This is a genomic window from Mycolicibacter sp. MU0102, from assembly GCF_963378105.1.
GTDB lineage: Bacteria > Actinomycetota > Actinomycetes > Mycobacteriales > Mycobacteriaceae > Mycobacterium > Mycobacterium holstebronense.
Genome location: NZ_OY726398.1, coordinates 3,202,336 through 3,223,349, shown reverse-complemented (window position 1 = coordinate 3,223,349; position 21,014 = coordinate 3,202,336). Strand labels below are relative to the sequence as shown.

The following is a 21,014-nucleotide window of genomic DNA, read 5'->3' as shown; positions in this document are numbered from 1 at the left end:
CTAACCACCGAACCTGGCGCCGGATTCGACGCCCCACAGCGCCATGGTCAAGAACATGTTCACCACGACTACGGCGGTGACACTGGTGCGCATCGCGCGCCCCGCCGCGACACCGACACCTGCCGGGCCCCCCGAGGCGACAAAGCCGTAGTAGCTCTGGATGGTCGATGACACGAACACGAAGACGGTGGCCTTGAACGTCGCGTACAGCACGTCACGACCGTTGACGAACAGTGAGAAGTAGTGCAGGTAGGACCCGTTGGATTGGCCGGAGATCAGGATGACCGAGAACTGGCAGGACAGGTAGGCGATGCCCAGCGCCACCAGGAACAGGGGGACGACCGCGATCACCGAGGCGACCGCCCGGGTGGTGACCAGGTACGGGATGGGGTTGATCGCCATCGCTTCCAGAGAGTCGATCTCCTCATTGATCCGCATCGCGCCGAGCTGGGCGGTGAAGCGGCAACCGGCCTGGGCGATGAACGCCATTCCCACCATGATCGGAGCGAGCTCGCGAGTGGTGGCGAACGACGAGATGAGTCCGGTGGCCGGTCCCAGGCTTAGCAGATCCAGGACGTTGTAGCCCTCGACGGCGACCAGTGCGCCGGCGATCGCCCCGAGTGCCAGCGCGACGGCGATGGTGCCACCGCCGACGACGATCGACCCGTTGCCCCAGGCGATATCGGACAGCAGCCGCAGCATCTCGCGCCGGTAGTGCCGGAGCATGGTCGGGATGGACGCGAGTGTGCGACCGAAGAAGTGCACCAAGTGGCCCGCGCGGGCCACGGCTACGAAGGACCCGGTGAACAGGTCGGTGATCGGTCGCAGCCCGGGGATCTCAAAGGCGCTGGGAATGACCATCTTCTACAGCGCCTGCCTGGGGAACAGGATCACGTACAGCTGGCTCATCACGACGTTGACGAACATCAGCAGCAGGATCGACTCGACCACTGCGGCGTTCACCGAGTTGGCGACTCCGGCTGGACCGCCGTGGCTGTCGAGGCCCTTCTGGCAGCTCACGATCGCGACGATCATCCCGAAGACGATGGATTTGGCGAATGCCAGCCACATGTCCCCGACGTCGGAGAACGAGGAGAACGTCGCAATGAACGAGCCCGCGGTCCCGTTCTGCAGGAACACGTTGAAGATGTAGCCGGCCACATAGCCGACGAAAAACGTGATGCCGGTGAGCAGTACGCCGACGGTCATCAACGCGGCCAGCCGGGGCACCACCAGGCGCCGCACCGGTGAGACCCCATGACTTCCATGGCCTGGATCTCTTCGCGCATGGTCCGCGATCCCAGGTCGGCGCAGACTGCGGAGCCGACAGCCACCGCCAGCAGCATCGCGGCAACCAGTGGGGCGGCCTGGCGGATGATCACCAGTCCAGTGGCCGCACCGGCCAGCGAGGAGGCGCCGACCTGCCCGGCCAGCACGCTGAACTGGATCGAGAGTGTCACCCCCACCGGGATGGTGACGAAAACCGTTGGCAGGAAAGCAGCGCTGGCCACAAACGCCGTTTGATCGATGAATTCACCGACCAGGAAGCGCCCGCGAAACAGGTCGACGAACAGGTACTGGATGGCCCGGACCCCGAGCACCACCTGGCTGCCACCGGTGCCCAGCGACTGGATCGGGTGGTTCTTCAGGTATTGCAGGAACCAGTCGACCACGGCCCGCAGGCCCGGCCGGCCGGCCATCTGTTGATCAGCGAGGTGGAGCAGGCGGCGGGTGGATTCCGATACAGACATCGGGTCACTGCATGCAGACGTTGGAGACCAGCAGCACCGGCCACGACACGATCGATCCAAGGAAGGACACCACCAGGTCCAGGCCTTGCATGTCGTGCAGGTGCGCGGTGTGGGTCAGCGACCAGACCAGTCCGATGATCAGGTAGGGCGTACCGAGGATCAGGCCCAGCCCGATCAGTTCTCCGACGCTCATCCGGTAGCTCAGTAGACGACCTATGCCGTCGACGATTCCAGGCATCCGTAGTCTCTCCCGACTCTGTGGTCCCGCCGCGGCCGGCGGGGATGTGATGCAGGACTCAATTGGCGCTGTGCGAGCAGCATGCCACGGAGGGTGGGGCCCTGCAAGACAAAAGTTAATTTTGCTTTCCCACTAATCTGGGCTGGCAGGAACCGCGAAGATTGCTGCCGTGTCAGGCGTCGCAGCCCTCTATGCGCGATTCCTGCGTAGATGCAGGGCTGTGGCCTGGGAATATAATGCCGCGAGCCGGTCGGGTCGGACGGTGTGGCGGGGTGGCGCGGCAGCGGTGCCGAACGCGCCAAAACCGGACAGTAGTTAATTTGGGTTACCGCCTGATCGTGGGCGGCCGTTCCTGGCGGTGGCGCCGGCAACAGGTGATTTGGTGCCCGGGCCATCCTTCTGTAATCTCGTAGATACCGACGCGGGGTGGAGCAGCTCGGTAGCTCGCTGGGCTCATAACCCAGAGGTCGCAGGTTCGAATCCTGTCCCCGCTACAAAAGAAGTGGCCCCTAGGCGCAAGCCTGGGGGCCATTTTCGTGCCGTCAGTAGTCCCTGGTGAGATCGAGGGTGAAGTCGGGTAGCACTTGGCCTGCCGTGGCGTTGATGACTCGGATCTGCAGGTCTTGGGCGGGCAGGCTCACGCAAGTGCCACTGATCCCGCCGTGCACGGGTGTCATGGCTGAACGGCCAGTACGCCGATCACAAAAAAGGCTGCCGCAGCTTGCGCTGCGACAGCCTCTTTGAAGTCTGCGTGTTCGATCAGATTACCGAAACGCCCACAGCCTGTGGACCTTTCGCGCCCTGTTCTACCTCAAACTGAACCCGAGCGTTCTCTTCGAGCGTGCGGAATCCGCCGCCAGTGATCTCGGAGTAGTGAACGAAGACGTCAGGCGCTCCGCCATCGGGGGCGATGAAGCCGAAGCCCTTTTCGCCGTTGAACCATTTCACAGTGCCCTGTGCCATTACTTAACTTCTCTCATTTTTCCAAGCGCATCAAGAAAGATGTGCGTCATTGACGGTAGCACGGGACTTTCTGGTCGCGGCCCTTTCCCGTGCAACGAGTAGAGAGTGGACGCTTTGGTCCGCTTGCGGGTCGAGCTTGCGCTGGGCGCATCTCCCCGGTGTCGACGGAATATCAAGGGCGGCAGTCACTTTGATCGGCGATCACCGTGCTCACCCAGCCCACACATCCTCGACGTAGCGGTCGGACTCCACCAGGCCGATAAGCCAGTCGCGGGCTTGACTCTCGTCGCAGCCGGTACGCGCGCGGTAGATGTCGATGAAGGCCTGCCGTACCGCCGGCGCCATTTGCGCGCCGTCACCACACACGTAGACGTGGGTGTGCTTGGCGGAGTCACCGAGCAGCCCCCAGACTTCGTCGGCGTCGGCGGCGATCCGGTCCTGCACGTAGCGCACACCGTCCTGCGGTGCGCGGGAGAAGGCGGGCCGCATCCGGACTACCCCCGCCGCTTCGGCGGCCTCGAACTGCTCGCGGAAGATGTAGTCCACGTCTGGATTTCGGACGCCGAAGAAACACAGGGCCGGCGCAAAGGGCGCCCCTTCCTCTTTGGCCGCCAAGCGATCGCCCAGGAACCCTCGGAACGGGGCGACACCTGTGCCGGCGCTGACCAGGATCACATTCTTCGCGGGGTCGGCACCGGCACGGAACGCCTGGCGGGCCGGGTCGACCCGTGCCCGAATCTGTGCGCCAGGTTCGGCGGCGGCCAGATGATTGGATGCCACGCCCTGAAACAGTCCATGTCCGGATCGGGCCGGCGCATCGAGCACGCTGACCACCAGCCCGACCAGCCCCGGTGTCAGGCGCGAGGACGACGCGATGGAGTAGTGGCGGGGTGTCATCGGCTCCAGCAGTTCCAGTAGCTCGGCGCCCGTCAGTTCGCACGCCGGGAACTCCACCAGGCACTCGAATGGACTCAGCGGGCAGGGATCGTCCGACGCGGCGAGCTGCTCGAGGCGTTCGCGCTCCGGGAGGCACGGGTTGGATGCGGCCAGGCGCCGCAATTGGCTCGGCGTAACCGGTTTTCGCAGCTCCACGAAGTGGGTGAGCAGTTCGTGCGCGCTGACCTCCCGATCGAGTGCGATCAACCGGCGCGAAGTGCGCCGCGGATTGATCGACAACCGCCGTTCGGCTTCGATACCGAGAAGATCGAGCACTGTGCTGACGAGATCTGGCGGATTGTCCGCGAGGACCGTCAGGTGATCACCGGTCTGGTATTCGATGCCCTCGGGAAGAACAACGCGGACAAAGTGTTTTGCTCCGCCGAGGATCGCGTCATCGCCCACCAGTGCGGTGTTGTCCAGGACGGTCATCGGTGTCACTGCGAAGCGGGCGTCGAGCGCAGCGGTGACCGGGCCGATGATGGGATGCATGTCGTAGAGCGGTTCGTCGGTGTCGGTGACCGGCGCCGCGTCCGGATCGCCGAAGTGCTCGCAAAGCGCTTCGTGCAACGCCACAGAGAATTCTTCGACCGTGCCGTTGAGATCCCCTGAGGTGTCGGCGGAGGTCAGCGGGATCAGCGGCTGGGCGCCCAGCTCGGTCAGGCGTGCATCGATGTGCTTGGGTACTGCCTGATAGGTGTCGGCCCAGTTGCGATCTCCGACACCGAGTACCGCGAAATACGGGGCGTCGTCGAGTGCGGCGTCCGCGCCGAGCAGCCAGCCGAGGAAGGCGCGTGCGTCGTCGGTCGGCTGACCGTTGTAGGACGCGGCGACGATGACGATCGCATCGGTCTTCGGCAGGGCGCCGGCGAAGTCGTCCAGCGGTGCCACCGTGGCGATGCAGCCCAGATCGGTGGCCTCTTCGGCAAGCTGTTTGGCCAGTGCGCGGCAGGTTCCGAGATTCGAGCCGTGCAGCACGGCCAACGTGGTGCCGGTTCTGACCGCGGAGCTGGCCCCCGACGGGCTCCGCCCGGGTGTCGGAGGGGCCGACGCTGCGGCGCTGCGGCGGTCGTCGGGTGCTCGCCGGATCAGGTCGAGGTGGAAGCCCATCGGGCGCCGGCTGCGCTCGCTGTCGAACTGCAGTACATAGTGTTGCGAGTCGATCAGGCGATACCGGTGGATCAGCCGGGCGATCGCCATGGTGGCCTCGTGCAGCGCGAACTGGCGTCCGATGCAGGATCGCGCTCCGGTGCCGAAGGGTTTGAACACTGCGCCGGGCCTGCCGGCGGATCGGGCGGCGTCGAACCTGCCCGGATCGAACAGTTCGACGTTGTCACCCCATTCGGGCTGACGATGTAGCGCACCGGTGAGCACGGAAACCGCCTCGCCCCGCTTGATCGGGTACCTATCGCCGATGACTGTGTCCGCCAACGCCGTTCGGTCGAAGCCAAGTACGGGTGGGGACAACCGCAGCGTCTCGTTGATCACCTGCCGCAGATACTCGAGCTTTCCGATGTCGTCGTAGGTCGGCAGATAGTCGTCGTCTGCCCCGAACACGGCATCGACTTCGGCTACGGCGCGGGACAGCACTGCCGGATGCCGCAGGAGGTTGTAGAGCGTGGTCGGCATCAGTTCCGATGTGGTCAACTGGCCGGCGATGAGAAACGTCATGATCTGGTTGCGGATGTTTTCCGTACTCAGGAGTGGCCCGCCGTCGGAGCCGCTCGCGAGCATGACGTAGAGCAGATCGTCGAGTTCGGGTGTGGCAGTCGCTCGGTGTTGCTCGATCAGCTCGTCGAAACTGCGATGCAGATGCCCCAGTTCGTGGTGTAGGTCGGCGGTGCCCTCGGTCTCGGCGAGCTTGGCCAAGGCCGCGGTGAAACTCTGCGGGATGGGGGCAAGGCCCTCGTGGCTGAACGAGTCGAATCGTGCCCCGAAGCCGGCAAGGGCAACGGTGTCCATCGCGAGCTTCTGCAGGTCGGTCGACGCGTCCGCCGGTCCATGCCCGACGCAGCCATCCCAGCGCTGGATCAGCTGGGTGCCGATGTCGAGCATGGCGCCGTGGTAGTTGCGTAGTCCGGCATAGCTGAAGCCGGGCATCAGGACGTCGTGGGCCGTCTGCCAATTCGGCTCGCCGTGGTAGGCGGTGAACAGACCGTCGCCGGCGAGTTGGCGGACCCGCTCCAGGGGGCGCATCGGGTTCTTGGCGAACCGGTTCTCGTCGCACAGTTCTTCGACCAGCGCCCGTGAGCACGCGTACAGCTTCCGCACGCCGCTGTAGTCGGCGTAGAAGAGCGGCCCGTGGAGCTCGCCGAGGATGTCGATGGGCAGTGCATAGGGACGGCCGACGAGGTCAGACGACGGCGGCAGTGGTCCCCCGGCGGACGGAACGTTGTCCAGTTCCGGGGGCAGCGACGCGGTGAAGTCGGCCATATCGGGCAGCATAGGCCGCTGGTGGATCCTGTTCCGGCGCAATGGCGATCATTGGCCTAGGGTTCATCTGACGCAGGCCGCCCGTGTTCTCGGCCGGCGAAGGTGACCACCTCTCCGCGGTTGATCGACACCCAGTCGCGCGCCTGCAGATAGGGGCGGAAGGTTTCGGCGATGCGCTGCTCGTCGGCAGGCGTCTTCGGTCGCTGCAGCTCGTATAACTGCGGAAACTCGGTCCAGCCGACTACGGCGTCCCATAGGCGCAGGGCAGCGTCGCCGGTGGGCGGATCGATGAGCACCGGCCCGAACAAGCATTGCCCGTCGGGAAAGAACAGCGTGGGTACTCCGTAGCCGCTGGCGGCGACCACCCGTTGATGGTCGGCCAGTACTTCGTCGCTGGTTGTCGGGTCAGCGATCGCCTGGTCGGCGAGTTCGGGATCGAATCCGAGTTCTTCGAGCAACCGGCGGGCGACCGCCTTCTCGTGCGGCTTGCTGCCCTCGACGTGTAGCGCGCGGCCCGCGCGCTCATACCAGGCGTCAACGTCGGTCATCGATCGGCGACGCAGCAGTGCTCCGATGCGCATCATGGACCAGCCATAGGACCACTCGCGTTCCCAGGGATGCTTCTTGCCTTCTTGGCGGTTGATCTCCTCCAGGCTGAAGAAGCGCCAGTTCACGGTGAGGCCGGTGCGGTCGCGGACTTCCCGGATCCACCGCGACGTCTGGTACGCATACGGGCACATGACGTCGAAGTGGAAGTCGATGAAATCCGGGCGACCCGTCACATCGTGAACCTCAAGTTACGGGCGGCGCGGTCGCCGAGGTCGCCATCGCCCTTCCAGGTGATGGCGCCGGAGTCGATCTGGGCCTGCGGGTCGATGCGTCCGCAGGCCAGTTGGATGAGGGTCGTGGAATCGGTGACCACCGTGACATCCGGATTATTCAGGTGGTCAACAGTTTTGGCTCGTCCATCCACTGCGACGTGCAGTTGGCGCGCGATGGGTCCGGTGAGATCGAAGGTGATGCTCTTTCGGTCGGGTAGGCCCACTTTCTTGCCGACGATGTAGCCCAAGGAACCGGCTACCTCCGCCAGCGCGATCTCGGCGCCGAGGCCGCCGTCATCGGTGGTGCGGCCCAGCGGGGTGGTGATGTCTCGTTCGTGCACCCAGAAGTCGAAGACCCGGATCTCCAGGAACCTGCCATAGGTGGCCGGGCCGACCGGAGTCCACGACGGTCGCATCAGATCCGCGTCGGACAACGCGGCCAGGTCGCGTCGGCGACGGTCGTAGATCGCGCGCACCAGTTCGCGGTACGCGGCGGTGTCGGTGTCGGCGTCGCGCAGGAAGTCCGCGGCCTTGTCGAATGGCGGCGGGGTGCGGTCGTCGTCGGGCAGCCACCCCGCCATTGCCGCCTCGATGCTGGTGACGTGGTTGATCACGTCGCGGACTGTCCAGTCCGGGCACAGTGACTGAGCGCCCCACTCGGCGTCGCTGAGATCGGTGCAGAGGGCTTCTATCGCGCCGTAGCAGTCCCGCAGGGCGGCGGAGATTCTGCCCGCGCTGCCGGCTTCTGGTGTGTTCAACGCCGTTCTCCTTCGCGACCAGGGCGCTGTGCGTCCGTCACGAGCATCCGACAAGCATGAGCAGATATCAAGGAATGGCGACGCCGCGTGCCCTCAGATCACCCACGGTGCGATCAACGTCATCGCCCCCAGGCCCACCAACCCGATGAAGAACGCCACGATGGTAAACCCCATCACCTGGCGGACATTGAGCTTCGCGATCGCCAGCAGTGGCAGCAGCCAGAATGGCTGAATCATGTTCGCCACACCCTCGCCGACGGCAACGGCCATCGACACCAGCCCGAGATAGGCCGGCGACTGCTGGCCGATCGCCAGCGCAGAGTCGACTGCGATCGGGCCCTGCACCGCCCAGTGCCCGCCGCCGGACGGCACGAACAGGCTGATGATCACCGACCCGATGAACGTCAGGAACGGCAACGTGTACTCCGTGGCGCCGTTGACCAGCGTCTGGGCCAGCAGTGTCTGCAGTGGCTTGGACCCTTCGGCGCCCTGATACGCCAGCAGCCCGACCAGGCCGCCGTAGAGCGGATATTGCAGCAGCAGCGGGCCCGAGACCTTCGCGGCACCGGTGAACGCCCGGATGAAGCGAATCGGTGTGCGGTGCAGCAGGGCGGCGGTGATGGTGAACAGCATGATCATCGAGGAGATGTTCAGCGCGAAACCACTGGCCACGAAATACGTGATGCCCGCGGCGAACAGCAGCACGTTGAGGATCCACTGGTTCTCCAGCCGTTCGGCGAACGTTGCGCTGCGCTGGGCGGCAATCTCCGGTTCTTCCTCGAACACAGCGGGATCCGGCACAAGAGCATCAGCCGGCTCCATTCGCCACACTGCGAGTGCGAGCACCCCCAACACGATGATCGCCGCCAGCCAGCTGTATGGCTGGAAGATGGTCTGGCTCAACGGCACGGTGAACCCGGCGATCTTGTGGATCACGTTGATGGGGCTGTCGGCGTCGGTGTTTGCCAGCGCGATCGACGACGAGAGCCCCTGCGTCCAGACGATGAAGCCCATGAACGCCGCGGCGATCAGGTAGCCGAAATGCGAGTCGGGGAAGCGTCGCGCCACCTGCCGGGCGACCAGTGCGCCGGCCACCAGTCCCAGGCCCCAATTCAGCAGCGATAGAACGGCACTGACGGTGAAGCAGAGCAGCGCCCCCTGCACCTGGCTGCGCGGCGCTGCCGCAACGCGGACGATGGCCCGTTTCAGCACGGGCGCTTCGGCCAGCGTGTAGCCGGTCACCAGGATCAGCACCATCTGGAAGGCGAACGTGAAGATGTTCTGCGGGCCCCACACCCCGGCGTACCAGGCCGCCAACATGCCGCTGGCCGATGCTCCGCGCACCAGCGCGGCGACCAGCCCGGCGACGATCAGGGTGAGGATGACCGCGAACAGATACGGGTCGGGCATCAGGCGCTCGACATAGCGGACACTGAGCCCGGTGAGCGATTGCATGGCGCCTCGGCGTTGCGTCGGCTGCTCGGTCATCGCGCCGTCTGCCCGTAGCTCGGTCATTGCGCAGCCTCTCGTCGGAAAACCGCTCGCACCGCGGTCGCTCGTGCGTGTGCCACGATAAATGCCGCGGGCGCCTACGCCGGCGTTTTTCAGCGCATGGTGGCGTGCAGCGCGTCGGTCATCGCCTCAATGGCAGCCTCGCGCTCCAGCGGCCAGCCGTCGACCAGCCACAGGTGCATGAAGGAATCGACCATGGTGTACATCATCGCGATGGCCAGTCGCAGCTGAGCTTCGGTGGCGCCGGGCATGGCGTCGGCCTCGATCCACTCGGTGACGTTGGCCTCCATGGTCGCTCGGTGCGCGGCGGCGAACTCCGGATCAGCCGCCCGCGCCTGATGCAGTGCCATGTAGAGCTGCGGCGCGGAGGTGTAGAAATCGACCACCTTCTCGAAGAAGGCCTTGATCGACGGCCGTCCCGATCTGCCGCCGCGCGGGGCATCCTGCTGAGACCAGACGGTCATGCGGGTATTGCGCAGTTCGCGCAGCACTGCTGCTTTGGAGTCGAAATGCAGATAGAACGTCGCCCGCCCGATCCCGGCCCGGCGCACGATGTCGTCGATGGTCACCGCGACGTATCCACGCTCGGCGAACGCCTCCAATGCGGCGGCCATGATGTGGTCGCGGGTCATGGCACGATGCCGGTCACGCATGGTGAGTTTTGGTGCGGTGGTAGTCATGTCAGGATCACCCCCTCCAATTGACCGGTGGAGCGCCACGCGCTGAGCATCTCGAAGAACTCGACGGGCTTGCCGCCGAAATTGGTCGACAGCATGCCGTGTGGATTCTCCCGGTCGCCCTCGGAGCTCAGGTAACTCGGCGTGCACTCGGCATAGAAGGCCTTGGGTTTCTCCGACGCTTGGTCCATCGCGACCAGCCACTGGTCCTCGGCGGCTTTGGTGGCCTCGATGGTGCCCGCGCCCCGCTGGACGAACGTGCTGACCAGGTAGGCGAAATGACGGGCCCGTTCCTCGGCGGTATGGGTGTAGTTGGGGGAGACCCCGGACTGGGTGTAGCCCAAGAAGAAGCAGTTGGGAAAACCGTGGGTCTGCAGGCCGTGCAGTGTCCGCATACCTTTGGCCCACTTGTCGCTGAGGCGCACATCGTCGCGGCCGACGATCTCGAAGCCGAGCCGGCGGGTGAATTCGGTGCCGACCTCGAACCCGGTCGCGAAGACCAGTGCGTCGAGTTCGTATTCGACCCCGTCGACCACAACGGCGTTGTCGGTGAACCGCTCCACGCCGCGCCCATCGGTGTCGACCAACGCGACGTTGTCTCGGTTGAACGTATCGAGGTACTGGTCGTGGTAGCCGGGGCGTTTGCAGTTCAACCGGTACCACGGCTTGAGCGATTCGGCGGTCTTGCGGTCGCGCACGGTTTCATCGATCCGGGTGCGCAGCCGCTCCATCGCCACATAGTCGGCGTGGAACAGGAAGTCGGCGATCTCCGGCGGCGTCATCTGCCGACCGAGGCGCTGATTCTCTCGAAGCACCGCGGGCTCACTGAGTTCGAGGGCCTTTTGCGTCCAGCCGTCGTTGGTGAGGTCGAGGTCCATCTCCACGCCGCAGGTGACCCGGGTGAAGTTCTCCATGCGTTCGCGTTGCCAGCCCGGCTGTAGGCTCGCCGCCCACGCCGGATCGGTGGGCCGGTTGCCCCGCACCGAGACGGTGCTCGGCGTCCGCTGGAAAACGTAGAGCTGCTGCGCCCACTCACCCAGGTGCGGGATGCACTGCAGCCCAGTGGAACCGGTGCCGATAACGCCGACGCGCTTGTCGACCAGTTTGGTCAGCCCACCGGATTCGTCGCCGCCGGTGTAGCCGAAGTCCCAGCGGCTGGTGTGGAAGGTGTGTCCGCGGAACTCGTTGATACCCGCAATACCCGGCAGTTTCGGCCGGGTGAGCGAACCGGGCGAGACCGCGACCAGCGTGGCGGTGAACGCGTCGCCGCGATCGGTGGTGATCTGCCAGCGATTGGCGGCGGCGTCCCAGTGCAAGCCGGTGACCGTGGTGCTCAGCAAGGCGTTGTCGTACAGGCGGTAGTGCTTGGCGATGTTCTGCAGGTGATCGCGGATCTCCGGGCCGTGCGCGTAGCGCTCGGTGGGCACGTAGTTCAGCTCTTCGAGCAGTGGCAGATAGATGTAGGACTCGACATCGCACTGCACGCCAGGGTAGCGGTTCCAGTACCAGGTCCCGCCGAAGTCGCCGGCGGTGTCGATCATCCTGATGTCGTCGATCCCGGATTCCTGAAGCCGCGCGGCGGCGATCAGGCTGCCCAGGCCGGCGCCGATGATCGCCACCTGGACGTGGTCGTGCACCGGGTCGCGCTCGACGCGCTCGGTCCACGGGTCATCGGCGTAGTGCGAGAAATCGGCGGTGACCTCGATGAACTGGCCCACAGCGTCGGGGCGCATCCGTTTGTCGCGTTCGAGCGCGTACTTCGCCCGCACCCACTCGGCGTCGTACTTTGCCGGCTGCGGTCCCAGGGAGCTGGCCGTGGGTGGCATCGTCTCGTGCTCCTTGCGTCATCGAGATTTCACTGGACATAGTGTCCAGTGAATAGACTAGGCGATAGCTAGCCAGACGCAACGTATATTCCTCGGCTCACTTCGACGGCCGTCAGTGCCGAACCGGGAGAGCGGCGGCGATGTCCTCGAGCGCCCGGGCCGCGTCGTCGAACGGCCAGCGCATGAACTCGTGGATCATCCCGTCGTAGCGATTGATGGTGGTGGGGACACCCGCTTGCTGGAGTCGGGCGCCGTACTGTTCGCCCTCGTCGCGCAGGGCGTCGAATTCCGCGGTGACGATGAACGCCGGAGGAAGCTGCTCGAGGCGCGGTGCCAGCAGCGGCGAGACGTGAGCATCGAGCTTCTCGTGATCGCCGTTGAGGTAGTGGTTCATGAACCACTGCTGGGTCGCTCGACTGATGTTCCCGTACTGTCCCGCGAATTCTTGGATGGAAACATTCGATCGCCGAAAATCCAAGTCCGGGTAGATCAATACCTGGTGCGTGATGGCCGGGGCGCCGGCGTCGCGAGCCATCATCGCGACCACAGCAGCGAGATTTCCGCCGGCACTGTCACCGGCGACAGCGATGTTTGTGCCGTCGGCGCCGATTTCGCCGCCGTGCAGGCCCACCCACTGCGTGGCCGCGAAGCCGGCGTTGATCGCTGCCGGGTACTTGTGCTCGGGGGCCAGGGGATAGTCGACCGAGACGACGACGCGGCCGGTGCGGTTCGCCAGCGCCCGGGCCAGCCCGTCGTGGGTGTCGAGGTCGCCGAGCACGAAACCGCCGCCGTGGAAGAAGACGATCACCGGACGCCGTTCGTCTGGCTGTGGGTGGTAGATCCGAACCGGCAGTTCGCCGGCTCGCGTGGAGATGATGCGGTCGCAAACGCTCGCGACGGCTTCGCCGGTGCCGGCGGCTTGGGTCATCAGCCGCATGGCGTGGCGAACCTGCTCCGGGGCGAACGTGTGCAGGTCGGCAAAGTTACTGCCGGCCAGTCGTTCTAAATGGGCTTGGACCTGCGGATGTAGTGGCATGGCGCTCGGTGTCCTTTCCTTGGCGGCGCTTCGTCGCTAGTCTCTGACTTGAACCACGCTTCAAGTCAAGGGGAGAGTGATGCTGGACATTGCTGAGGTGGCGAGTCGATCCGGTCTGGCGTCATCGGCGCTGCGGTTCTACGAGCGGCGCGGGCTGATCAGCTCCGGTGAACGCAACGGCCTGCGTCGCACCTACGAACCGGCGGTGCTTGACCGGCTCGCCTTGATCAGTTGTGCCAAAGCGGCCGGATTCACCCTTGCTCAGATCGAGCGCTTTCTGCGGGCCACCCCCAGTGACACCGAGTTACGTGCGCGAATGGCTGAGAAGGCTCGCCAAGTCGATGAGGAGATCTCCCGCCTCACCCGGATGCGGGACAGCCTCACGCACGCCGTGACCTGCACCCATACGCCACTGGTCGAGTGCCCGGAGTTCAAGGCGCGCATCAGCGAGACCTAGCAGCTCGTCAGTTGTAGGGGTGCCTCCGCCGTCGCACACTAGAGTCATCCCCGTCGACAGGGGAGGTCACATGCCGTTTGAAGCGCATCCAGACCGGCGCAAAATTGCCTCGCTGCTCGCCATCGCAGTCGCGTTCGTCCTGATCGGGGTGTGGTTGGCCGGAGGGTTCGGGCCGGTCGGGCCGATCCGTGGCTGGTCGCCGCAGGCCCTGCACGTGTTCGGGTGGATCGCGATCGTCTTCTTCGGTTTTGGTGTGGCGGTGCTGGTATCGCGGTTGTTCTCCTCCGGCGCCGAGGTCCGCATCGACGCCGAAGGGGTCTACGGGCGGCGCAGCGGCAATCGGGTGATCCCGTGGAGCGCCATCGAGCGCATCACGACCGCGGATGCCGGCCGGGTGCAGTTGGCGCACTTATTCCTCGACGACGCATCAGCGTTCCCGAGCCCTAAGCGGCTAGGCGCCAAATCCTTTGGCCACGTGACGCTCTCGCTACAGGGCACCGACGGCAACCTCGGCGACATGCGTGCCGCGTTCGACTACTTCGCGCCGGGAAAACGGGACGATTCCGCGGGCTAGTCGTCCATCCGCAGCGCGATCGCAGCGGCCCCGTGTGCTACTACTTCCCAGCATCCTGGATGAAAGGGTTCTCACCATGGCCGGTCTGTACCACGCCGCGATCGTCTTCCTGATCGTCCTGACGATCGTCACCTTCGCCAGCAGCTTTTGGTTCACCAACCCTTATGGCCGCTTCGCCAGTCCAGACGACCGCTTCACGCTGCCGGGAAAGATCAGCTGGCTGACGTTCGAATGCCCCCAGTGGTGGGCTTTCACCGTGACGTTCTGGCTCGTGGCACATGAGCATGGGGCGCCGGCGATCGTGTTGTACGCGCTATGGCAGTGCCATTACCTCTACCGGGGGCTGATCTATCCGTTGAGTCGCAAGGGCGACGACAAGCGCTTCCCCATCTCCGGTATCGCCTTCGGCTTCATCTTCAACGCGGTCAATGGGTTCGCCAACGGCTACGCCGTGGCGTTGGCCCCGCACTTGCAGCAGGATCATTGGTTTGTCGACCCACGCTTCATCCTGGGCCTCGCCGTGGCAGTGGTCGGCTGGGGGATCAACTTTCAGGCCGATCGCATCCTTATCGGCCTGCGCGCCGATGGCAGCAGCGGGTACAGCATCCCCTACGGCGGGGTGTATCGCTGGGTGTCGTCGGGCAACTACTTCGGTGAACTCGTCCTATGGACCGGCTGGGCAATTATGGCCTGGACTCTTCCGGGCCTGATCTTCGTGTTTTTCTCCATCGCCAATCTGGGTCCTCGGGCAATGGCCACCCACAAGTGGTACCAGCAGAAGTTCCCCGACTACCCGCCGAACCGCAAGGCGATCATTCCCGGCGTGCTGTAACTGTGCGCCTCAGATATAGAGGCGGACAGCGGAAATCGCGCACCGGTCCGCGCCCTTTTTGGAGAACTCGAACAATCCCACCCCGCGCCTGCCGTCCAGGTGAACAGTCGCAGTGACGGTATGCCCTGCGGCCAAGAGTTTTTCGGCCGCCAGATGCTGTGCCGTTGAGACGAACTCGGCAACCGAGGCTTCTGAAACACCGTCCAGGCTCAACGTGGCATTCGGAGTCAGCATCGCCGAAACCGCGGCCGCATCACCCTGCGCCAGCGCCGCGACAAGGTTCTCGACCCGACGCTTCCCACGCTTGCGCACCCCGGATAGGCCGCGCAGGAAGCCAGCGCAGCCCGAAAGCCCTTGGTGGCGAAGCAGCTGGGGGCCCAGGATCACCGAGGCCAGCAGGCCGCGGCCACCGGAGGTCAGCAATTGTCCGACCATCTTCTGTAGCTCCCAGTGCGCGAACAACCTCTGGATCTTCAGCGAGCCATCTGGCCCCTGCGAGGCCAGGTCGTAGCGCAGGTGCATCGGGATATGCATGGTGACACCCGTTGACATGGTGGTGTGCACCGTGAGGTCTCGTAGCACCGACATCCCCGCGACCACGTCGTTCTGCACGTCAAAAGCGATCGTGTTCGGTGCGATGAAGGTATCGAAGAACCGCCCGATGGCAGCCGTGCCGACGTGGGGAGTCGACCCGACCGGATCGTTGACCTGTCCGTCGGCGGCGAAGATTCCGACCCACGCCGACTTATCGTGCACCGCCACAGCTTTCGGTGATTGCTCGACGGCCTCGAGCAGGGCACTGGCACTGTGCGGAGAACGCTGGTCGGGCATCGGATTCCTCTCGTTTCGATGACTTGGAGGGCCGTTAGTCGCGCATCCGCAGTACGACCTTGCCGGCCGCGGTGCGATTCTCCAACGCGGCCAACGCATCAGCGGCCCGATCGAGGCCGAACACATCCGGCTGCGGCGCGGCCACCTTCCCGGAGGCCAGTAGCGGCTCCAACGCTTCCCACTGGCGCTCCAGCTCGCCCGGGTGCGACATCACCCACGCACCCCAGCCGACGCCGACCACGTCGACGTTGTTGAGCAGCAGCCGGTTCACCTTCACCGTCGGGATGTCACCACCGGTGAAGCCCACCACCAACAGCTTTCCGCCGGGGGCCAGCGAGCGCAGCGAGTCAGTGACACGGTCACCGCCCACCGGGTCGAGCACCAGGTCCACGCCGCGCCCGCCGGTCAACTCGGCCACCGCCTCGCGGAACCCATCGGCGAGCACCGTGTCGGTGGCACCGGCAGCCCGGGCCACCTCGGCTTTGGCTTCGGTGGAGACCACCGCGATTACCCGCGAGGCCCCCAGCGGTCCGGCCAGCCGCAGCGTCGAGGTACCGATCCCGCCGGCGGCGCCGTGCACCAGCACCGTGGCGCCTTCGGCCAGCTGGCCGCGCGTGGTCAGCGCGAACAACACCGTCAGGTCGTTGAACAGCAGCCCGGCGCCGGCCTCGAAGGACACCGTGTCCGGCAGCTTGAACACCTGGGCGGCGGGCACCGCGATCACCTGCGCCATCCCGCCGTTGAGCATGGTCAAGACCGCCACGCGGTCACCTGGGCGCACATGCGCGCCGTCCGGGGCACTGCGCACCACGCCGGCTGCCTCGCCGCCCGGCACGAACGGCAGCTCCGGCTTGTGCTGATAGAGCCCGCGGGACTGCAACACATCGGGAAACGCCACCCCGGCGGCATGGACGTCGATGACCACCAGTCCCGCACCGGCCGGCTCGTCGAGATCGACCACCTGGGCAGCTGCCGGTCCGTCGAGTTGGGAAATCTGTACCGCGCGCATGGGCGAACCCTTCGTCAGTAGTCCTTTCGGTGAAAACCTAGTCCACGCAGGCGTATGCTCGCGATGCGGCAGCGTTGCCGCATTTCCGATGAGGTGGCGATGAGTGCTCAACGGTCCGCTCGGCGGCGAAGTGTCGGCAAATTCCCGGCGGAGCTGCCGCCGGCCCGCACCATAGCGGTCCGGGCGGCCGACGGAACAAAGCTGCACACCCAGGTCTTCGGGCCGGCGGACGGCTACCCGATCGTGCTGGCGCACGGCATCACCTGCGCTATCGGCGTGTGGGGACAGCAGATTGCCGACCTGAGCGTCGATCACCGGGTGATCGCCTACGACCACCGCGGCCACGGCCGCAGTGGAGTGCCCAAGCGCGGCGGATACAGCCTGACGCACCTGGCATCCGACCTGGACTCGGTCCTGGAGGCCACCCTGGCGCCGGGGGAGCGTGCGGTCATCGCCGGACATTCGATGGGCGGCATGGCGATCAGTGCCTGGTCGGACCGCTACCGGCACCGAGTGCACGAACGTGCCGATGCGGTAGCGCTGATCAACACCACCGTTGGCAACCTGCTGGCCGAGGTCGAACTGTTCCAGGTGCCACCGCCCCTACAGGCGGCCCGGGTGCAGGCGGCGCGTCGCGGGTTGCTGGCCTTTGGCAACGTGCCGATCGTCGGCCCGGCGAACCTGGCGGTGCGGCGGTTCGTGCACATGCTTGCCGTCGGCGGTGAGGCCGATCCGTGGGTTACCTCGTTGATCTGCGACTTGTTTGCCAAGACGCCGGCCGCCAGTCGTGGCCACTGGGTGCGGGCGCTCATCGACGCGCTCGGTCCGGCGTCCTTCATCAACCTTGATGGGCTGACCGTGCCCACCCTGGTCATCGGCAGCACCCGGGACCGGTTGTTGCCACTGCGGGCATCACAGCGGATCGCCGACACCGCACCCAATCTCGCACGGTTCGTCGAGGTCAGCGGGGGACACTGTTCGATCCTCGAACACCCTGTGGTGGTGAACCGGGAGCTTCGCGACCTGGTGGATCTGGCCACTGGATCCGCGGGCGGCTTGGCTGTCGGTTCCGAGATCAGTTCGTAAGGCTGCGGTCGGGTTGAAAGTTCTCACAGCCCTCAGCGGGTTGACCGGTGTCGTCGATCAGGCGCGCGAGCTGCGCGACGCCGGGGTCAGTGGGGTCTTCACCTTCGAAGGCCCGCACGATGTGTTCGCACCGTTGGCGCTGGCCGCCGGTGTGGGTGGCCTGGACCTGATGACCAACGTCGCGATCGCGTTCCCCCGCAACCCGATCCATTTGGCACACCAGGCCAACGATCACCAGTTGCTCAGTGGCGGCCGTTTCGCTCTGGGGCTGGGCACGCAGGTGCGTGCCCAGATCGAGAAGCGATTCGGCGCCGACTTCGATCGCCCGGTGGACCGCATGGTCGAACTCGTCGCGGCGCTGCGGGCGATCTTCGAATCCTGGAACACCGGCGCCCGCTTGGATTTTCGCGGCGACTACTACCGGCACACGCTGATGACGCCGACGTTCAGTCCCGGGCCGAACCCGTACGGCCCACCGCCGATCTATGTCGGCGCGCTGGGGCCGCGGCTGACCCGTGCTGCCGCCGCGCATGCCGACGGCCTGCTGGTGATGCCGTTCTCCACCAAGCGATTCCTGCATGAGAGCACCATGTCCGCGGTACGTGCGGGCCTTTCCCAAGCGGGGCGGCGTGCCGAGGATTTCGCGGTGGTGCCCGAAGTCATCGTGGCCACCGGCGCCACCGATGCCGAGCGGGAGGCCGCCGAAGCCGCCACCCGGATGTTGCTCGGCTTCTACGCGTCGACTCCGGCGTACGCCCCGGTGCTGGCTGCACACGGCTGGCAGGATTTGCAGCCCGAACTCAACGCGCTGTCCAAGCAGGGGCAGTGGGCGCAGATGGGTGCACGGATCACCGACGAGATCCTGCACACCATCGCCGCATGCGGTACGCCGGCGCAGGTGGCCGCGCACATCCGCGACCGGGTGGACGGAATCGCCGACACCGTCTGCGTTTACCAGGCGGCGCCGATCGCCCCGGCGGTTGTCGGGGCGATCGTCAGCGAATTGGCTTAGAGCTAGGGAGCCATGGTGACCCAGTCGGGGAATCCCGTCGGGTCATGCCGGCCCAGCACACCGTGCTCGTAGAGTCCCCAACCCTCGACCGGGGCGGCGTCGCCCTCGCGGCACACCGCGCGCCCCACGTGGTCGATCATGCCGAAGCTGGTGCGCCCGAGGATGCCCGGATCGGTCATGTCATAGGTCAGGCGCTCGGTGAACTTCTCGCCCTTCCACTCGCCGTGCAGCCAGTCGATGTCGCCGCCGTAGCCGCCGCCGACGTGAATAGGCACCGGCAGTTTGGATTCCACCTCGAACACCACCGGGGTGCCGTCCGGGCGGGCGGCCTCGATGGTGGCTCCGGTGGCGATACGGGTGCCAGAGCGGTAGCGAGTGGAGATCCGTGGCCAGCCCAGCTGTTCGACACGGCCGTCTCGCCAGATTCGGCTGCAGTCGTTGAGCGAACGGAAACCGTTGGGCTCCTCCTGGATGATCATCACCACCGCGAAGTCCTCGAACGCCATCGGCAGATACAGCCACCACATGCCATCGAACGGCGGGTCGGCGGGCCGGCCCGCCGGTTCGCGTTCACCGACCGGGCGGATGCCCCAGGAGCGGTCGCGTGACCCGATCCAGACCGCGGGATCGACGGCGATCTCCTCACCGTCGACCACTATCTGACCACTCCAGGAGCCCAGTTGAGCGAAGCGCTGCGCGTCCAGGGTCACCCGGTTGCCGGTCCGCAGGATGTGCCGCTGCTCCTGCACCGGGTCGAACAGGCCCTCCCAGCGCAGATCCAGTGCGATGCCCTCGGTCTCATCCATGACCACCCGCAGGGAGCGCAGTGGATCGGTGACCTCGATGCGGTAGGCGCCGATGCGCTGGTTGAGCCGGTCCTGGTCGATGGCGTCGGACAGGTGCACCGCGGTCTGGGTGTCGCCGCGGCGCAGGAGCACGTAGGCGTCTTTGACACCGAGGTTGGGGTAGTAGCCGCACCCGGTGATCAAGAAGATGTCCCCGGTGCGGTCGTGGGCGTTCAGATAGCAGCGGTCGTAGAAGTTGCGATCCGAGGAGCCCGGCCAGGCGATCGGCTGCGGCAGTTGGTGGACCGGGAATTCGTCGAGTGGCCCCAGCATCAGCTCTGTTCTCCGATCAACTTCTTGAGCAATCCGGCGTGATAGAACAACGATTCGGGGTTTTCGGGCTTCTCCATCTCCCCGAAATGCACCCGACGGGCCCCGGTGCGCATGAACACGATTGCCCACATCACGCCGGCGTAGACGTAGAACCAGTGCAGGTCACCGAGTTCGACGCCGGTGAGCTTCTGGTAGGTGGCGCGGACATCGTCCTCGCGCAACACCTGCGGGAGCCCAGGGAACCCGGCCAGTCCGGAGAGTTCCTCGAACACCAAGTGCGCGAAGATAACCCACGACACGTCGAGCTCGCGTGGCCCCAGCGCCACCATCTCCCAGTCCAGCACGGCGACCGGCTGGAAGTCGCGGTAGAGCACGTTGCCGACCCGGGAATCGCCCCAGCACAACACCGTCTCGCCGGCGGCCACGTCGTCCGGCCAGTTCTCCTCCAGCCAGGCCAACGCGCGGTCCAACAACTGCGAGCGCCCCATGTCGGGCACCGCGAACTCGTACCACTGCCGCACTCCCTCGAAGTGTCGGCGCAGCGCGGTGGCCCCGTGCTTCCCCTCGTCGAGGAAGGCGAAGGTCTGCTCGGCGTTCGGGATTGCGTGCAGCTTGGCGAGTACTTCGACGGTGGAGTCCTGCAGGGTCCGCTGCTGCTCGGCTGTCGCGTCGGCGAACCAGTTGTCGCCGAAGGTGTAGGGCATGACGTCGGGCGGCACCTCGCCGTCGATGCGGTCCATCAGGAAGAACGGCCGTTCCAGCACGTCTCCGGTCGGTTCGAGCCAGCGGACCTTCGGCACCGGGACATCGGTGAGCTCGCCCACCAGGCGCATCACCTCGAACTGGTGATCCAGTCGGTAGCTTTGAAACACCGGGACGTCTTCGGCTGCGGGTCCCACCCGCATCACCCAACGCTGCTCAATCGGGGCACCGTCGGCCGTCCAGCGGCCGGTTAGCATGATCGTCTCCGACGACATGCCGTTGGTGTCCACGCCGCTTTCCACGGTGATCTCCGGCGTGGCCGCGCCGGGCAACTGCGTGGCAAGCCAGCGAGACATTACCGTGGGCAGTGTGGTGACATCGCGGCTAGAACGTTGGATCCGGCCGACGTCCTTTTCCACAGTCGGTTGGTCGACCACGGTTG

At 65.7% G+C, this 21,014-nt stretch carries 20 protein-coding genes, 1 tRNA gene and 1 pseudogene; 6 read left to right on the top strand and 16 right to left on the bottom strand.

Going from position 1 to position 21,014, the window contains the following annotated elements:
* From RCP37_RS15160 to RCP37_RS15150, 3 genes and pseudogenes are all read right to left on the bottom strand, one after another.
* On the bottom strand, positions 1-861 hold the full coding sequence (locus tag RCP37_RS15160; RefSeq protein ID WP_373693031.1) for an ABC transporter permease: 861 nt from the start codon (positions 859-861) through the stop codon (positions 1-3).
* A gap of 3 nt (positions 862-864) precedes the next feature.
* Positions 865-1,700 (bottom strand): annotated as a pseudogene (locus RCP37_RS15155) (MlaE family ABC transporter permease).
* 55 nt (positions 1,701-1,755) lie between these two features.
* Positions 1,756-1,989, bottom strand: a complete 234-nt coding sequence (locus RCP37_RS15150) for a hypothetical protein (RefSeq protein WP_373693030.1) — start codon at positions 1,987-1,989, stop codon at positions 1,756-1,758.
* A gap of 420 nt (positions 1,990-2,409) precedes the next feature.
* Between RCP37_RS15150 and RCP37_RS15145 the strand changes: the two genes are divergently transcribed.
* Positions 2,410-2,483, top strand: a tRNA-Met gene (locus tag RCP37_RS15145).
* Between the two features lie 48 nt (positions 2,484-2,531).
* On the opposite strand, the gene RCP37_RS15140 is transcribed toward RCP37_RS15145, so the two are convergent.
* From RCP37_RS15140 to RCP37_RS15100, 9 genes are all read right to left on the bottom strand, one after another.
* Complete coding sequence (locus tag RCP37_RS15140) at positions 2,532-2,666, bottom strand: hypothetical protein (protein ID WP_308483873.1); 135 nt, start codon at positions 2,664-2,666, stop codon at positions 2,532-2,534.
* Between the two features lie 82 nt (positions 2,667-2,748).
* Positions 2,749-2,952, bottom strand: a complete 204-nt coding sequence (locus tag RCP37_RS15135) for a cold-shock protein (protein ID WP_308483872.1) — start codon at positions 2,950-2,952, stop codon at positions 2,749-2,751.
* A gap of 210 nt (positions 2,953-3,162) precedes the next feature.
* Complete coding sequence (locus tag RCP37_RS15130; RefSeq protein ID WP_308483871.1) at positions 3,163-6,321, bottom strand: bifunctional cytochrome P450/NADPH--P450 reductase; 3,159 nt, start codon at positions 6,319-6,321, stop codon at positions 3,163-3,165.
* Between the two features lie 56 nt (positions 6,322-6,377).
* Entirely contained in the window at positions 6,378-7,103 is a 726-nt protein-coding gene (locus RCP37_RS15125) for a mycothiol-dependent nitroreductase Rv2466c family protein (protein ID WP_308483870.1), read from the bottom strand.
* Entirely contained in the window at positions 7,100-7,900 is an 801-nt protein-coding gene (locus RCP37_RS15120) for a maleylpyruvate isomerase family mycothiol-dependent enzyme (protein ID WP_308483868.1), read from the bottom strand. The genes RCP37_RS15125 and RCP37_RS15120 overlap by 4 nt, the downstream gene beginning before the upstream one ends.
* Positions 7,901-7,993: 93 nt before the next feature.
* Positions 7,994-9,415: a TIGR00366 family protein gene (locus RCP37_RS15115; protein ID WP_373693028.1), complete on the bottom strand. Its 1,422-nt coding sequence runs from the start codon at positions 9,413-9,415 to the stop codon at positions 7,994-7,996.
* An 89-nt stretch (positions 9,416-9,504) separates the two neighbouring features.
* Positions 9,505-10,092, bottom strand: a complete 588-nt coding sequence (locus tag RCP37_RS15110) for a TetR/AcrR family transcriptional regulator (RefSeq protein WP_308483867.1) — start codon at positions 10,090-10,092, stop codon at positions 9,505-9,507.
* Positions 10,089-11,915: a flavin-containing monooxygenase gene (locus RCP37_RS15105; protein ID WP_308483866.1), complete on the bottom strand. Its 1,827-nt coding sequence runs from the start codon at positions 11,913-11,915 to the stop codon at positions 10,089-10,091. Before RCP37_RS15105 ends, RCP37_RS15110 begins: the two co-directional genes overlap by 4 nt.
* Before the next feature lie 112 nt (positions 11,916-12,027).
* Positions 12,028-12,951 (bottom strand): LipP1 family hormone-sensitive lipase, encoded by a 924-nt coding sequence (locus RCP37_RS15100; RefSeq protein WP_308483865.1) that lies wholly within the window; start codon positions 12,949-12,951, stop codon positions 12,028-12,030.
* Between the two features lie 79 nt (positions 12,952-13,030).
* On the opposite strand from RCP37_RS15100, the gene RCP37_RS15095 reads away from it, so the two are divergent.
* The 3 genes from RCP37_RS15095 to RCP37_RS15085 all read left to right on the top strand — a co-directional run bounded on the left by RCP37_RS15095 (position 13,031) and on the right by RCP37_RS15085 (position 14,814).
* On the top strand, positions 13,031-13,408 hold the full coding sequence (locus RCP37_RS15095) for a MerR family transcriptional regulator (protein WP_308483864.1): 378 nt from the start codon (positions 13,031-13,033) through the stop codon (positions 13,406-13,408).
* 70 nt (positions 13,409-13,478) lie between these two features.
* Positions 13,479-13,982 (top strand): STM3941 family protein, encoded by a 504-nt coding sequence (locus RCP37_RS15090; RefSeq protein ID WP_308483863.1) that lies wholly within the window; start codon positions 13,479-13,481, stop codon positions 13,980-13,982.
* Between the two features lie 76 nt (positions 13,983-14,058).
* On the top strand, positions 14,059-14,814 hold the full coding sequence (locus tag RCP37_RS15085; RefSeq protein WP_308483862.1) for a DUF1295 domain-containing protein: 756 nt from the start codon (positions 14,059-14,061) through the stop codon (positions 14,812-14,814).
* A 9-nt stretch (positions 14,815-14,823) separates the two neighbouring features.
* On the opposite strand, the gene RCP37_RS15080 is transcribed toward RCP37_RS15085, so the two are convergent.
* Positions 14,824-15,645, bottom strand: a complete 822-nt coding sequence (locus RCP37_RS15080; RefSeq protein WP_308483861.1) for a nuclear transport factor 2 family protein — start codon at positions 15,643-15,645, stop codon at positions 14,824-14,826.
* Between the two features lie 34 nt (positions 15,646-15,679).
* On the bottom strand, positions 15,680-16,654 hold the full coding sequence (locus RCP37_RS15075) for an NADPH:quinone oxidoreductase family protein (protein WP_308483860.1): 975 nt from the start codon (positions 16,652-16,654) through the stop codon (positions 15,680-15,682).
* Positions 16,655-16,753: 99 nt separating this feature from the next.
* On the opposite strand from RCP37_RS15075, the gene RCP37_RS15070 reads away from it, so the two are divergent.
* The gene (locus RCP37_RS15070) at positions 16,754-17,740 is read left to right on the top strand and encodes an alpha/beta fold hydrolase (RefSeq protein WP_308483859.1); all 987 of its coding nucleotides are present in this window, start codon (positions 16,754-16,756) and stop codon (positions 17,738-17,740) included.
* Between the two features lie 13 nt (positions 17,741-17,753).
* Positions 17,754-18,752, top strand: coding sequence for a TIGR03617 family F420-dependent LLM class oxidoreductase (locus tag RCP37_RS15065; protein WP_308483858.1), 999 nt, complete (start codon positions 17,754-17,756; stop codon positions 18,750-18,752).
* A gap of 2 nt (positions 18,753-18,754) precedes the next feature.
* Here the strand turns inward: RCP37_RS15065 and RCP37_RS15060 are convergent, their stop codons facing one another.
* Together RCP37_RS15060 and RCP37_RS15055 are read right to left on the bottom strand one after the other, a co-directional pair.
* Positions 18,755-19,870, bottom strand: a complete 1,116-nt coding sequence (locus RCP37_RS15060) for an Rv3169 family protein (protein WP_308483857.1) — start codon at positions 19,868-19,870, stop codon at positions 18,755-18,757.
* A complete protein-coding gene (locus tag RCP37_RS15055; protein WP_308483856.1) occupies positions 19,870-21,009 on the bottom strand; it encodes a phosphotransferase family protein in 1,140 nt (379 codons plus the stop codon). The genes RCP37_RS15060 and RCP37_RS15055 overlap by 1 nt, the downstream gene beginning before the upstream one ends.
* Positions 21,010-21,014 lie beyond the last annotated feature (5 nt).

Coding starts and splice junctions, on each gene's coding strand:
- RCP37_RS15115 (WP_373693028.1), bottom strand. CDS start 9,415: ATGACCGAGCTACGGGCAGACGGCGCGATGACCGAGCAGCCGACGCAA.
- RCP37_RS15160 (WP_373693031.1), bottom strand. CDS start 861: ATGGTCATTCCCAGCGCCTTTGAGATCCCCGGGCTGCGACCGATCACC.
- RCP37_RS15070 (WP_308483859.1), top strand. CDS start 16,754: ATGAGTGCTCAACGGTCCGCTCGGCGGCGAAGTGTCGGCAAATTCCCG.
- RCP37_RS15075 (WP_308483860.1), bottom strand. CDS start 16,654: ATGCGCGCGGTACAGATTTCCCAACTCGACGGACCGGCAGCTGCCCAG.
- RCP37_RS15060 (WP_308483857.1), bottom strand. CDS start 19,870: ATGCTGGGGCCACTCGACGAATTCCCGGTCCACCAACTGCCGCAGCCG.
- RCP37_RS15110 (WP_308483867.1), bottom strand. CDS start 10,092: ATGACTACCACCGCACCAAAACTCACCATGCGTGACCGGCATCGTGCC.
- RCP37_RS15100 (WP_308483865.1), bottom strand. CDS start 12,951: ATGCCACTACATCCGCAGGTCCAAGCCCATTTAGAACGACTGGCCGGC.
- RCP37_RS15140 (WP_308483873.1), bottom strand. CDS start 2,666: ATGACACCCGTGCACGGCGGGATCAGTGGCACTTGCGTGAGCCTGCCC.
- RCP37_RS15080 (WP_308483861.1), bottom strand. CDS start 15,645: ATGCCCGACCAGCGTTCTCCGCACAGTGCCAGTGCCCTGCTCGAGGCC.
- RCP37_RS15150 (WP_373693030.1), bottom strand. CDS start 1,989: ATGCCTGGAATCGTCGACGGCATAGGTCGTCTACTGAGCTACCGGATG.
- RCP37_RS15105 (WP_308483866.1), bottom strand. CDS start 11,915: ATGCCACCCACGGCCAGCTCCCTGGGACCGCAGCCGGCAAAGTACGAC.
- RCP37_RS15095 (WP_308483864.1), top strand. CDS start 13,031: ATGCTGGACATTGCTGAGGTGGCGAGTCGATCCGGTCTGGCGTCATCG.
- RCP37_RS15090 (WP_308483863.1), top strand. CDS start 13,479: ATGCCGTTTGAAGCGCATCCAGACCGGCGCAAAATTGCCTCGCTGCTC.
- RCP37_RS15130 (WP_308483871.1), bottom strand. CDS start 6,321: ATGGCCGACTTCACCGCGTCGCTGCCCCCGGAACTGGACAACGTTCCG.
- RCP37_RS15135 (WP_308483872.1), bottom strand. CDS start 2,952: ATGGCACAGGGCACTGTGAAATGGTTCAACGGCGAAAAGGGCTTCGGC.
- RCP37_RS15085 (WP_308483862.1), top strand. CDS start 14,059: ATGGCCGGTCTGTACCACGCCGCGATCGTCTTCCTGATCGTCCTGACG.